Annotated in this window: 13 protein-coding genes and 3 pseudogenes; 7 read left to right on the forward strand and 9 right to left on the reverse strand. The window is 44.1% G+C overall.

The window, feature by feature from the left end; genetic code table 11:
* The first annotated feature begins 96 nt into the window (after positions 1-96).
* Entirely contained in the window at positions 97-849 is a 753-nt protein-coding gene (locus HK413_RS06435) for an SGNH/GDSL hydrolase family protein (protein WP_317169346.1), read from the forward strand.
* A 100-nt stretch (positions 850-949) separates the two neighbouring features.
* A pseudogene (locus HK413_RS06440) lies at positions 950-2,040 on the forward strand (glycoside hydrolase family 27 protein).
* Positions 2,041-2,048: 8 nt separating this feature from the next.
* On the opposite strand, the gene HK413_RS06450 reads toward HK413_RS06440, so the two are convergent.
* From HK413_RS06450 to HK413_RS20880, 5 genes and pseudogenes are all read right to left on the reverse strand, one after another.
* On the reverse strand, positions 2,049-2,204 hold the full coding sequence (locus HK413_RS06450; RefSeq protein WP_175269568.1) for a hypothetical protein: 156 nt from the start codon (positions 2,202-2,204) through the stop codon (positions 2,049-2,051).
* Positions 2,205-2,316: 112 nt separating this feature from the next.
* Positions 2,317-2,897: pseudogene (locus HK413_RS06460) on the reverse strand (LytR/AlgR family response regulator transcription factor).
* Positions 2,888-3,067, reverse strand: coding sequence for a hypothetical protein (locus HK413_RS06465; RefSeq protein ID WP_175269570.1), 180 nt, complete (start codon positions 3,065-3,067; stop codon positions 2,888-2,890). Before HK413_RS06465 ends, HK413_RS06460 begins: the two are co-directional and overlap by 10 nt.
* Positions 3,064-3,291 carry a hypothetical protein gene (locus HK413_RS06470; protein ID WP_175269571.1) on the reverse strand — a complete coding sequence of 76 codons (228 nt, stop codon included), beginning with the start codon at positions 3,289-3,291 and terminating at the stop codon, positions 3,064-3,066. The genes HK413_RS06465 and HK413_RS06470 overlap by 4 nt, the downstream gene beginning before the upstream one ends.
* Positions 3,292-3,323: 32 nt before the next feature.
* Positions 3,324-5,906: a sensor histidine kinase gene (locus tag HK413_RS20880; RefSeq protein ID WP_175269572.1), complete on the reverse strand. Its 2,583-nt coding sequence runs from the start codon at positions 5,904-5,906 to the stop codon at positions 3,324-3,326.
* 376 nt (positions 5,907-6,282) lie between these two features.
* On the opposite strand from HK413_RS20880, the gene HK413_RS06480 reads away from it, so the two are divergent.
* Positions 6,283-6,564, forward strand: coding sequence for a hypothetical protein (locus tag HK413_RS06480; protein WP_175269573.1), 282 nt, complete (start codon positions 6,283-6,285; stop codon positions 6,562-6,564).
* Positions 6,565-6,853: 289 nt separating this feature from the next.
* Here HK413_RS06480 and HK413_RS06485 read toward each other — a convergent pair whose 3' ends face one another.
* Positions 6,854-7,513, reverse strand: coding sequence for a metal-dependent transcriptional regulator (locus tag HK413_RS06485; protein ID WP_217452116.1), 660 nt, complete (start codon positions 7,511-7,513; stop codon positions 6,854-6,856).
* Positions 7,514-7,680: 167 nt separating this feature from the next.
* Here HK413_RS06485 and HK413_RS06490 point away from each other — a divergent pair, with 167 nt between their 5' ends.
* The 4 genes from HK413_RS06490 to HK413_RS06505 are packed head-to-tail and all read left to right on the forward strand — an operon-like array spanning position 7,681 to position 10,088.
* Positions 7,681-8,268 (forward strand): carboxypeptidase-like regulatory domain-containing protein, encoded by a 588-nt coding sequence (locus HK413_RS06490; protein ID WP_175269574.1) that lies wholly within the window; start codon positions 7,681-7,683, stop codon positions 8,266-8,268.
* Positions 8,214-9,665, forward strand: a complete 1,452-nt coding sequence (locus HK413_RS06495; protein WP_175269575.1) for a TonB-dependent receptor plug domain-containing protein — start codon at positions 8,214-8,216, stop codon at positions 9,663-9,665. Before HK413_RS06490 ends, HK413_RS06495 begins: the two co-directional genes overlap by 55 nt.
* Complete coding sequence (locus tag HK413_RS06500) at positions 9,631-9,843, forward strand: hypothetical protein (protein ID WP_175269576.1); 213 nt, start codon at positions 9,631-9,633, stop codon at positions 9,841-9,843. Before HK413_RS06495 ends, HK413_RS06500 begins: the two co-directional genes overlap by 35 nt.
* 32 nt (positions 9,844-9,875) lie before the next feature.
* Positions 9,876-10,088: a hypothetical protein gene (locus HK413_RS06505; protein WP_175269577.1), complete on the forward strand. Its 213-nt coding sequence runs from the start codon at positions 9,876-9,878 to the stop codon at positions 10,086-10,088.
* 110 nt (positions 10,089-10,198) lie between these two features.
* On the opposite strand, the gene HK413_RS19480 is transcribed toward HK413_RS06505, so the two are convergent.
* From HK413_RS19480 to HK413_RS17150, 3 genes and pseudogenes are all read right to left on the reverse strand, one after another.
* Complete coding sequence (locus HK413_RS19480; protein WP_317169347.1) at positions 10,199-10,534, reverse strand: DUF1793 domain-containing protein; 336 nt, start codon at positions 10,532-10,534, stop codon at positions 10,199-10,201.
* A pseudogene (locus HK413_RS17145) lies at positions 10,528-12,092 on the reverse strand (glutaminase domain-containing protein). Before HK413_RS17145 ends, HK413_RS19480 begins: the two are co-directional and overlap by 7 nt.
* 269 nt (positions 12,093-12,361) lie before the next feature.
* The gene (locus HK413_RS17150) at positions 12,362-12,670 is read right to left on the reverse strand and encodes a DUF4964 domain-containing protein (RefSeq protein WP_317169351.1); all 309 of its coding nucleotides are present in this window, start codon (positions 12,668-12,670) and stop codon (positions 12,362-12,364) included.
* Between the last annotated feature and the right edge of the window lie 365 nt (positions 12,671-13,035).

Genomic DNA, 13,035 nt, shown 5'->3' on the forward strand with positions numbered 1-13,035 from the left:
GACAAACTTTTTTAAATTTATAAAAATGAAAAAACTAAGTTTTCTTTTATTGGTCATCTGCCTGTTAACATCCTTTAAAGCTAAAGAGTTAACCGGGTGGCTATAGGCGATTCTATCACCTATTTAAACGATCATAAAAACGAAACGCAGAACCGTTTAACCCGTGGCTATCTAACGCAGGTTACAGCGCAACTGCCAAATATCCACTACATCAACAAAGGTTATAACGGCTGGACATCCGGCGGGATAGCTAACCGTATTGATAGTTTAGGATTGGTTAAAGCTGACATTTACACCGTGTTTTTAGGCACCAACGATTGGTGGCAGGGCCGGCCCATTGGCACTTTGGATGATTATAAAAGCAATGCCGGCAATAAAACCATTTATGGCTCTTTCCGCATTATTTTTAATAAGCTGCGGGCATTAAACCCGGATGCCAAAATTGTGTTGATGACACCTTTGCAACGGGTTGATTTTGTTTATTTATTTGATAAACGCAACAATGCTTTTGGCTCTTATCAGCCTAAAAATGGGCAGACACTGGAAGCTGTTGCTAACGCGATAGCGGAGATCGGCAAATTCGAAAAGATACCGGTAACCGATCTTTACCATAACAAAGATTTCCCACTGGAAAAATTGGTAAAGTTTAAACGGTTGAAAGCCCCCGCTACGGGTACTTATACCGATTACCCTTATCCTAAGTTTATCGGTATTCCTTTTAACCCGGCAACGGATGATTACCCTTACCCCGAAGAAGCAATTGACCTGACTTATGACGGCCTGCACCCATCAGATACCGGTTGTGAAATAATAGCCAACAGTCTGGTTAAAATAATGAAGAACTTTTAATTGAAACAATATGAGAAAAACTATCATCGCGTTAGCAATTGCTACCGGCATAGGCTTTACAGCAAAGGCACAGTACAAGGCAGTTACCAAAACACCACCTATGGGCTGGATGAGCTGGTTCCCGTTTATTGATAAGATAGATGAGCAAAAAATAATGGAAGTTGCCGACGCGATGGTAAAAAGCGGCCTTAGAGATGCCGGCTACAAATTGCTGCAATTAGACGACGGCTGGATGGCAGCAGAGCGCGACGCCGAGGGCAGGCAATATGCGAACACCACACGCTTTCCGCACGGGATGAAATACCTGGCAGATTATGTTCACGCGCGTGGGTTAAAAATTGGCATTTATTCATCAAACGGGATGAAAACCTGTGCCGGTTACCCAGGGAGTTACGGCCACGAAGAAAAGGATGCCCAAACTTATGCCGCCCGGGGAATTGACTACTTAAAGTACGATGCCTGCGGCGAAAAAGAAAAGCATACCGACCGCGAGCTGCACACCCGCATGAGTAAGGCATTACAGGCAACAGGGCGGCCAATTATGTTTGAGATCTGCATCTTCTCCAGCGGGGCGACACATTTATGGGGAGCAGAAATTGCGGATATGTGGCGCACCGGCGGCGACATTGTAAAGTTTATTGAACGCACGCCCGAGGTTACTTATAAAAATTGGTACAACAACCTACAGCAGGTTGTGGGTAAAGAAAACTACGCAGGCAACGGCCACTGGAACGACCCGGATAACCTGATTGTAGACTACCCACGCAATAACAAACAAACTTACGAAGAGCAAAAAGCGCAGTTTAGCTTATGGGCCATTGTGTCTGCCCCGTTGATTTTAGGGAATGATGTACGCGATATGTCTGCGGCAACTAAAGCCATCTTGATGAACAAAGAGATCATAGCTGTTGATCAGGACGCCGCAACCAAACCGGGCACGAGAGTGCTGAGTGATGACAAAAGAGAGATCTGGGTAAAGCAATTAAAGGATGGCTCGAAAGCAGTGGTGCTGTTTAACAAAGAAGATACTGACGCCACTTTAACCTTAAACTTTAAAGACATCGGCGCAGCCAAAAAATAAAAGTAAGAGACCTGTGGGCGCATACCAATAAAGGTATATTTAACGGCTCGTATAAAGCATTAGTAGCGCCTCACGGCGTAACCATGATAAAACTGGTTGCCGTTAAGTAACTTACTGTTTAAACCGTTATACTGATATCTACCCCGCCATAATTACGCAATACGTCTACAGCTTCCTGCATTTCGCGGGGCGAATCGGCATGGGCCTTTAGTATTACTTTTGCTTCGCCGGCAATTACCCGGGTTATAGTGATATCTCCCTCAGTAAATTCCATATCCCGCCCAAAAGATACTCTTTTGCATCTTCTGCTTGCGCCGGGTTTTCAAAAATTGCGGTTGCGGTGTGTAATCTCATGTGGGTATTAACACCATAACTTTTAAAGTGTTTTACTTCACCCCTAAACGCTGCGCCAGCTTATCTTTGTTCAGGCGCGATACTTTAACCACATCAGTATTACTCATAATAGCTACGGAGGATTCGCCCTTCCTAAACTTTTTGATGTGGTTGATATTTACCGGTATGATTGATGAATGCGCTCGAAAAGTTCGGGAGGCATTAATTCCTGCGTACGGCCCAATGTCCGTGATATCAGGAAGCTTTTCTCGTTATCCAAAACTACAGCGGTGTAAGCGCCATCGGCACGGCAATAAATTACGTGGTTAGGGTCCACTAAATGATAGCCGTCATTCACTGGCATTGCAATTTTTCCTTTGGGGCCGTCTGCAAGGTAATTATCAATAAAGTTTTTAAGCAGGATATTCTGATCAGCAGTTTCCCTGCTCTTGCTCAATGCTCTTTGCACCGCGTCTTTTAGTTCGGCAGGGTCTATAGGTTTAAGCAGGTAATCGAGCGCGCTTACTTTAAAGGCTTTTATAGCAAACTCGGAGTAGGCAGATACGAATATAATATGCGGAACAACCGGTTTGCTTAGCGCCTGGATAAAATCAAACCCGTTCATCACCGGCATATCAATATCCGGAAAATCATATCGGGCTTGTTGGTTTTAACATATTCCAATGCGTCTGTGGCGCGGGTAAAACATTGCGTAACGTTAACCTCGGGGCAATAGGTTAACAAATCGTTTTTTAAAGTGATGATGGCGCTGTTTTCATCATCAATTATTATCGCGTTTATCATATCTCAATATTAAACTTTATTATTACTAAGGTACCGGCAGGTGTACCATCAGGACCAAACAAGTCAATCGTTTCTAACGATCCCCCATGCTCATTCATCCGGTTATGCATGGTTATCCGCTCTTCCAATAAATTTATTCCTTTGCTTTGGTGCAGGCGGCTGCTTTTTTGTTTGTTTACTTCGGCAGCGGCGCGGCCAATGCCATTATCTTTTATCTCGCACACTCCAAAATCTCCATCGCGGTATACCTTGATGCTTATCTCTCCCCTCGTTCTAAAGGTAGCAGCCCATGCACTATGGCATTTTCTACAATAGGTTGCAGTATCAACGGCGGTACAATGGTTTGCAGTAGTTCTTCATCACTGGTAATATCAAACCGGTAGCCAATACGGCCCTCAAAACGCATGGCTTCCAGCTCAAGGTATAATTTGCAGGTTTGCAGTTCGTCCTGTAAGGTTACCTGGTTGCTTTTGTTGTTAAGCTGATTACGGATCAGGGTAGAAAAAGTGGTGAGATAGTTAACCGCCTTTTGATTATGCTTCTCCTGTATCAATGCCTTGATAGAATTAAGGCAGTTAAATATAAAGTGCGGGTTCATCCGCGCACGCAACGCCATGGCGTGCAGTTCCATGGCCTCGCGCTCAAACTGTAGTTTTTGGGCCTGTGCCGTATGGAAACGCCGTATGCGCGACTTAACTATCACATAAACAATTATTACTACTGTTAAAAATACCAGCTGGTAAAACCACCATGTTCGCCAGTAAGGCGCTGCGATATTGATTTTTATTTGGGGGACATGCGTACTCCACTTGCCGGCGGTATTAGTTGCGTTAAGCATTAACGTATAGTTGCCGGCCGGCAGGCTGGTGTATGATGCCTTGTTTGCATTACCCAACATTATCCAATTTTTATCAAGACCCTTCAACCTATAACGGTATTGGATTTTCTCCGGAATATCAAACTGCATAGCGGCAAACTCGGCGGTTATAAAATTCTGGTCGTACCGCAGGTTCAGCTCTTTAAGCGTACCTAAAGATTCGCCCTCGGTTGGCCGGTTAATAATATTAAGGCGGGTTAACGCTACCTGCGGGTTAAAATCATCTATCTCTAGCTTTGATGGATTAAATACGGTATAACCCATAGGGCCGCCAAAGGCCAGCTCGCCGCCGGGCAGGTTCATAAAATAGTAACGGTTATACTCATCATCCACCAACCCATCCCGCGAGGTGAATGACCGGATAGCCTGCGTTTTTTTATTCATCGCAAAGATTCCTTTGTTGGTGCTGCACCACATCAGGTTATCATTACCAAACAGTATACTGTAAATAGTATTATTGGGCAACCCGGTTGCCGTGCTATATACCTGCACTTTTTTGGTTTGCGTATTAAACCGCATCAATCCGTCGGACAGTGTACCGATCCACAAAATGTTTTTATCATCGGGGTCATTGGTCACATCCAGGATATCATTACCTGGCAAAAAATGAGTAAGGTTGTCTGTTTGCCCGGTAAACGGGTTAACGCTGCAAAGGTTATGTACTGAACTTATATAAAAGCCGCCATTCCCATTGGGCACCAGGCCGGTTATGTCTTCGCCTTCATCAATACCCGCTTTGCCATAAGCCTTAAAAGTGAGTTTTTTGGTGTCGAACTTTAAAAACCGATGATGCTCATCTGTAGCCCACAGTGTTCCGCCCGCATCTGTACCTAAAAATCTGGTTTTATGGGTTTCGCCTCTCGCTTTTGCATCCTGGTTTTTAAACGTTATCAGCCTGGCTTGTTTGTTTATACTCAGCACCAGTTGCGGATTTGTATAGCTGGTAAAAACATTAGCCACCCAAACAGAATCTTTATAAGTAATGCTACGATTGGCAAATTCTGTAGCTGTATTTAAAAATGTTTTAGCTATTTGAGCAGACGGCACACCCATACGGATAAGCGCATCACCCATAAAAGCGTGTTGATTAAGGTAACCCGGCAGGCCCGTTTTTATCAGGTTATATTGCCGCAAACCAAAGCCATTACTGCCCACCCATAATACACCCGACCTATCTGCATAAACACAGGTAGGATACCCGGGCAATGAGGCATCAACAGGCGCCCATTGTACAAGTGCATTATTAGGAGTAAGCATAGCTAATCCACCGTTAAACTCAAAAAACAAGTTACCCGAATAGTCAAAAGCGCCAATTATCTTGCCCGGCCCCATCAGGCGCTGTACAGGTATTTGTTTCAGGAAATTAGTTTCCGGGTTCCACACCACTATACCCCGGCTATCGCCGACGACAATGTCGCCATTGGTACGGATGATGGCGGCATATATATTTTGAACCGTATTATCAGGTTTGGTGATCGTGAACGGATAAGGTATATTTTGAACGACCTTAAGCGCATCATTACAAACACCCGGGGCCGTCCTGGTAAATAATACTAACTTTTTATTTCTTATAGCTATACCTATTACAGGCTGGTTAAGCCCAATTTGTGCTCTTGAAAAATGCTTTACATTAAAACTATGTATATCAATACTAAATATTCCGCCGTCTTGCGCCATCATCCAGCAAATACCATGGCTATCGCGTACCAGGCTTTTAAAATAGCCCGACTGGCCCTTTAGCAATGCAAAGGTTTTGTTTTGCCACAAGTGGGTTATTTTGCCTGTTATAGTGTTTAGCTGGTCTATTTTATCATCGCGATAGCAAAGCCATAAATTGTTATTACCTGCGTAAAAGAAATTTAGAATGATGTTACTGCCAAGCCCGGCTGTATTGGCCGATGTATGCTGGTAAATTTTAAACTCGCGCCCGTCATATCTGCCCAAGCCATTTAAGGTTGCCACCCATAAAAAACCGTTAGCGTCTGGTAAATGCCGCTTACATACGATTGCGGCAGTCCGTCCCTTACTGTTATTAGCCGGGTAATTTTAACAGGTTGGGCAGCCTTGCTTAACTGTAGAGCAAAACACAAAATTAACGTAAGGGCAAGTGTACGGTATCTCATTTATAACAGGTTTAAATATAACATCTTACACTTAACCTACCACATTTATCCCGGTAAAAAGCTCCATAAACAGAGCTTTTCCTGCCAATTACATTAAATACAACCTGCCACATTCCCCCTAAAGGCCTACGTACACTAACTACCGCCGCCCAAACGGTTTAGCCAAAAATATTTTACCGCTTCAACGGGTAATTTTGAATAAAAAAACCAACACAATGAAAAAGATACTTTTAGGATTAGCTATTGCACTTACCATTACATTAACTTTTACGCTAACAGGTTGCACAAACACCCCGGCGGTAACACCCGCCTTAACTACCGAGCAGAAATTAGTTGGCAAATGGACCGTTAAAACCGCCATAGGCGATTACACCACCAGGGGCGTTAATCATAAAGATACCACCCGCTTTACCGCTGCGGATTATTTTGATTTCAGGGCCGATGGCACTATAACCATGTTTATGACAGGCGTAACTTATACCGGTACCGGAAGGTAACTAATAACAAGCTGAAGTTTACCAATACCAATTATATGGATTACACCACCTTTGACCTGCCGATTTTGACAGCTACCGATCTGCAGATCTATAATAAGGAGGTTACCAATATCACTTCCCTTGAACAAAAATTGAATTTATCCAAATAGTAGTTATATAGTGTTTTATGCCCCGATTAAAGGCATACCCACCACAGGGGCCACCAAGTGTTGTGGTAGACAAGTGGTAAAACGTGATTTAAAAGCGGGCCTCCGGGTTAATATTTTAGTTGATGAATAGCCAATTTTCACTATTCATCAACTAATATGTTTTCTCCAAATTTTTGCGAAACGGTGGTATTTTCTTTTCCGTTGATGCTAATAACCAGCGAATTATCAAAAGGAATTTTTTCTATTAGGCGAATACTTGTGCCAATGCCTATATTCAATTTAAGCAGGTATTGTAAAAATGTGCTGCTGGTGTCCTTTACCGCGGCTACCCGGCAGGTTACGCCTTCTTTTACATTGGCCAAGGTAACTGAGAACGATTTAGGCACTTTCCCGTTTGCTTTTGGTATCGGGTCGCCGTGCGGGTCATATTCGGGGAAGCCCGGGAATTTATCAAGACGGTCGGCAAGCGTGTTATCCTGGATATGCTCCAGCTCTTCGGCTATATCGTGGATCTCGTCCCATTTATAATTTAGCTTTTCCAGTAAAAAAACCTCCCATAGCCGATGTTTCCGTACAATCTGGATGGCATCGTTCAAGCCGCTTTCTGTTAGCTTAACCCCTTCGCGCTTATCATAATCTATCAGCTTTTTGTCTGATAACTTCTTGATCATATCGATAACCGACGCCGGGTTGTTCTTCAGCATTTCGGCAATAGCGGTAGGCGTTATTTTAACATCCGCATTTTGCGAAATACTAAAAATAGCCTTCAGGTAATTCTCTTCGGTGAGCGTGTGCACCATAAAATGATGTTTTTACAAACATAATGAAATTTGCCTTGTTATAAAAATTAGACTAATCTAATTTTATTTAATTGATTAACTAAATATTATTTATAAGTTTGCTAAAATTTATAATTGTGAAAACATCCTGCCTAACATATTTACTCGTCCTAATCAGTTTAAACTGTTTGGGACAAGGTTTTTCCATATCCGGAACAGTAAAAGATAAGCTAACGAACGAGCCGGTTATGTTTGGCACCATTACTATCCCATCATTAAAAACAGGTACTGCTACAAATGAAAAGGGGCGCTTTACTTTGGTTGTGCCTTCAAACCGGGACAACACTGCGCTGGTGATATCATGCATTGGTTATCAAACAGATACTATAATACTAACCGGCGCCAAGGACAATCACGAGATATTTTTACACCCGGATAAGAAAGCTTTGAATGAAGTAGTGGTCACCGGTGTCTCCCGTGCCACACTTGCGCGCGAGAACCCTATACCCATTATTAGCGTATCTGCTAAAAAGATGGAGCAGGCTACCGAAAGCAATATTATTGATGTACTGGTAAAAAATGTGCCGGGGTTAAATGCGGTTAAAACGGGACCCAATATCTCCAAACCATTTATCCGCGGTCTGGGCTATAACCGGGTACTTGCCCTTTATGATGGCATACGCCAGAGGGCCAGCAATGGGGCGACGAGCACGGTATTGAGGTGGACGCTTATAATATCGACCGCGCCGAAGTGGTTAAAGGCCCATCGAGCCTGATATACGGATCGGACGCGCTGGCCGGGGTTGTTGGGTTGATCCCGGCAATGCCTGCGGATACGGACAGGAAGCTGCACGGCAAATTTTTCACCGAATATCAGGGTAATAATGGTTTGGTGGGTAATGGCCTTCGCCTTACTTATGCTACATCCCATTGGAGTTATGCTTTACGCGGATCATACCGCATCGCAAAAAATTATACCAATAATATTGATGGCCGGGTATACAATACCGGGTTCAGAGAAACCAATGCTTCGGCAAGTATAAAGCATACGGGCAACACCGGCTATACATCGCTTAACTTTACCTTGTATGACAACCTGCAGGGCATCCCCGATGGGAGCCGTGACTCATTGACCCGTAAATTTACTTACCAAACGCTTGAGGGGAATGTTGATGATATTTTAAACCGGCCGCTGGCATCAAACACGCAACTAAACTCTTACCAGCTCAGCCCCTTGCACCAGCACATCCAGCATTACCGGGTTTATACCAAAAATCATTACCGGATAGGTGGTGGCGATATCGACGCCTTGCTGGCTTTCCAGCAAAATGTGCGGCGCGAATATAATCACCCTTCTATCCCCACCCAGGCGGGTTTGTTTGTGCGTTTAAATACCATAAACTATGGCGTTAACTACAATGCGCCGATATTTGCCCATACCGAATTATCGTTTGGGGTTAACGGGATGTACCAAAACAACCGCAGTAAAAACGCCACCGACTTCCCTATACCCGACTATAACTCATTCGATGCCGGGGTATACGGTTTTGCTAAGTGGAAATATGCCCGCTGGACAATAGGCGGCGGCCTGCGCTATGACCAACGTTACCAACATGGCGACGATTTTTACACTAAAACCGATCCGGCAACAAACTTTAGCCGGCACGTACAGGGGCAGGATATAGCCGGCGCTAACCTGCAGTTCCCGGCGTTTAATAAAACTTATCATGGGCTGTCATTAAGTTTAGGTAGTACCTATGCCATCAATCAGCAATTAAATGTAAAAGCAAATATAGCCCGGGGTTACCGTGCGCCAAGCATTACCGAATTTGCATCAAACGGGCTTGACCCCGGCGCGCATATTGTTTACCCGGGTAACCGCAACTTTGGGCCAGAGTTTTCTTTGCAGGAGGACACGGGTGTTGAAGCTAATATGGCTGATCTATCGGCGACGTTCAGCATGTTCAATAACAACATCTCTAATTACATTTATTTATCACAACAGGTTGACGCGGCAGGCAATGCCATAGTTGACGCACAGGGAAACAAGACCTATCAATACCAACAGGCTAAAGCCCAATTATACGGCGTTGAGGCTACTTTTGGCCTGCACCCGGTAGCATGGAAGGGTTTCGCGTTTGATAACTCCCCTGGCGGTTACTTATGGATTTAACCGCAACGCCGCATTTAAGTATAAAAAATTGCAAGGCGAATATCTGCCGCTCATCCCGCCATTGCACTTGCTAAGCAGCCTGAGCCGGGAACTGAAACTTGATGGCGCTGTTTTTAAAACGCTTAGCTTTAAGGCCGAAGCCGACATCAATGCCGCGCAACAGCGCTACCGGCGCTAAACAATACTGAAAGCTTTACGGCAGGTTACACATTGTTTAATCTATCTGCCGGTACAAGTATTCAATATTCGGGCAGTCATAAATTACAGTTGCAGTTACAGGTTAATAACGTGTTTGATAAGGCTTATCAATCTAATTTAAACAGGCTAAAGTATTTTGAGTATTACAGTGCTTCACCCAACGGCACATCGGGCATTTACAATATGGGACGTAATATTTGTGTAAAGGCGATTGTACCGTTTTAAATTGCTTGTCATTCTTCGCTATCGCTCAGGATGACAAGCAAAACAAAAAGGCGCGCCCCAACATTGTCGGGGCGCGCCTTTACTAATCTCTAACCACTAATCTCCAATCGTTATTTCTTAGCCACCGTTTTATCGTGAAGCAACTTCATGAAATAACCACCGACAACGCTGCGGGCACGGAAGCCTGTTTGCTTGCCGCTTTTGGTGTCGTGCCAGTCGCTAAGCGGAACGCGGGTTGGGGTTTCCAAAGCATATTTGTAAACCGGGTCAACCAGTTGGTTAAACTGCTCGCGTGTTGGTGCAAAGGTTGCTGTCCAAAGTATCCAGTCAGATTTTGTGTAATCTTTACGGCTATCTAATGGCAAACCGTATTTGTTTTGTATGCTGATATAATATTTGGTCTCGGTATCATAAACAGATTGCGGGAACAAATTCAGTTTTAACACTTTATCCCAAACCAGGTTATATTTCTGGCTCCGGTACCCGGGTTTTCAAACGTAAGGGTGTAATGGTCCTTATCGCCTGCCAGTTTCATCCAGCGGCCCACCATGTCTTTAGCAATAGCGCGGTATTTTGTAGCAGTAGCCTTATCACCTAACTTTTCGGCTAATTGCGCGTAGCAGCCAATACCTACAATAGCTTTTACAGATAAGTTTGCATTACGTGCCGGGTGGCCCGCAAAGTCATCGGTACAAAGCTGGTTAGCCGGGTCAAAGCCTTCGGTGGTTAAATAGTTAACCCAGGTGCTCAACGTTTTCCAATGCTTTTTAGCGTACAATGCATTGCCTTCTGCATTGGCGATGGCGGCAGTCAGGATGATCATGTTACCCGATTCCTCAACCGGCATACCTTCGCCATACGTCTGGCCATTGGCATGCGGGTAAGTGCCAGGTCATGCGCGGCATAGTTGCGGCCGTATTTACCACTCTCGCTAAAATAGAAGATGCCGTTAAGCATCCCTTCCATCAACTTCGGATTGTAGATTAGGTATAACGGGGCCGATGGGTAGGTAACATCAACCGTGTTAACAAAACCACCGCTAAAGTTTTCTTTCGAGAACCAAAGGATCTCGCCCTGCGGGCTTTTAATCAATATATGGGCCGCTATGCTTTGGCGATAGGCCAGTACGCACAATTCGGCATAATCTTTACCGCCTGCTTTAACCGCATCGGCATACATTGTTTTATTAAACGCGGCGCATCTTTGCAAGGTCACCGGGTAATCGGCAGCAGCTTTAGTTAGCTGGCCCTCGATGGTTTCTTTACCCGAGTTGTTCCACCATGCCCTTAGGTTGGTATTGAAATACTGCATCGCATAAATATCATCATAACCTACTTCGATGAATTTAGCTACAGACGTAGCGCCAACTTTACCAAACGGAATGATGGTATTTAAAGCCAGTTTAGTGCCTTTGAAAACAGTATTTGACGCGACACCGCTACGAAACGCGTTAACCGCTTCCTTTTCGGTAGTAATAAACTGGGTTGCATTAACCGCTTTAGGAGCGGTTACGTACATGTAACCCCAATCAATACGTACACCGTCGCCTGCTTTTTTCAGGATAGCCTGCTCGTCAGTACCCGCTTTAAGGATAGATAACGCAGGGGTGCTGTATTTGGTAGCAGTAACCGGTTGTTTAGGTTGATCGACAGCCAGGTCGGTCGACGCGCTGAAAAATACTTTTACATCATGTGTTTTATTATCATTAGCTCTTACCCTGTAGGTAATATACGTTACCGGGCGCGATAATAAATTCAGATCGGCCAATAACAATGGCGAAGTAAATGTCAGATCAAGGTTAACCTTACCGGCTTTGAAGCTGTAAATGGTTTGGGTAGCCGTAACGCTTACGCTTTTCTGATCGGCAACTTCCAGTTCTTTGGTAGTAGGTTTCTCTTTATCAACCAAACCGATATCGGCACGGGCGCCGCCGCCGGTGTTTACTACGTGCATGGTGATGATATTCTCGCCAATTTTAAGGCGGTCCTTATCCATCGGTATCATTTCAAAGCCCTTGCTTACGCCTACCCTGTCAAACAGCGGTTTGCCGTTAAGCGTTACTTCAACGTCATCATCCCATGATAATTTCAGGAACAGCTTGTTGATATCGTCAGTTTTGGTAATGTTAAATACACGCCTGATCCAGATATCGCGGGTGCGCCATTTGATTTTGTCGGTACGGTTATCGCCAATTGGCGATGACCCTTCTTTCCAATCAGTGGCCGCGTAGTTAGCAGCGGTCCAGTCGCCTTCCGGTTTGGTGAAAGTATATTTTACGGTGTAATCTTTCTCATCCGAAGCCGGTAACACGGTACGATATTGCTCGGCATCTTTACCCAGAAACGGTAATCGGTACCATCAACATTTATTATACCTATTAATGATTGGTCGGCGCCGGTCCAGTGGGTGGTGGTACTTTCGGCCAGCTTATCGGTGTTAGACCATACGCTGAAATAAGTGTTATGCGTTATCAGCGGGTACGAGGGCGCTTTCCTGTCCTGCGCTACCGCGTATTGTAGGATTGTTAAAAGTACTAAAATGCCAGATAGCAGATTTTTTTTTTCATGAATGTAATGTTTGATATGTACCGTACAATTGGTTTATTAGGTAATAACTGCACGTTTAGCGCCGCGCAGTATAAATATTAGCTAATTAACGGCATTTAAAGCTAAAAGCTGATATTTATTTTCAATATCCTGGTACTATAGCTGCAGTGTTTTGTTTCACAAGTGTGTGAAACAGATGAAACAAGTGAAACAAGATTTTAATATAAAAAACTGATAAATAGATACTTGCAAAAATCGGTGAAACAAAATGAAACAAGATTTTGGGGTTAACTATCTGGCAGTAAGCTACATCACGAAAAATATAAATGTTTGAACATGCAATAATATGAAACAGATAAAATGAGGAAAGCCCGCTGTGCAGCAGGCTTTCCTCATTTTAT

The sequence above is a fragment of the Mucilaginibacter humi genome, from assembly GCF_013087555.1.

Coding starts and splice junctions, on each gene's coding strand:
- HK413_RS06450 (WP_175269568.1), bottom strand. CDS start 2,204: ATGGAATTTACTGAGGGAGATATCACTATAACCCGGGTAATTGCCGGC.
- HK413_RS06465 (WP_175269570.1), bottom strand. CDS start 3,067: ATGATAAACGCGATAATAATTGATGATGAAAACAGCGCCATCATCACT.
- HK413_RS06480 (WP_175269573.1), top strand. CDS start 6,283: ATGAAAAAGATACTTTTAGGATTAGCTATTGCACTTACCATTACATTA.
- HK413_RS06485 (WP_217452116.1), bottom strand. CDS start 7,513: ATGGTGCACACGCTCACCGAAGAGAATTACCTGAAGGCTATTTTTAGT.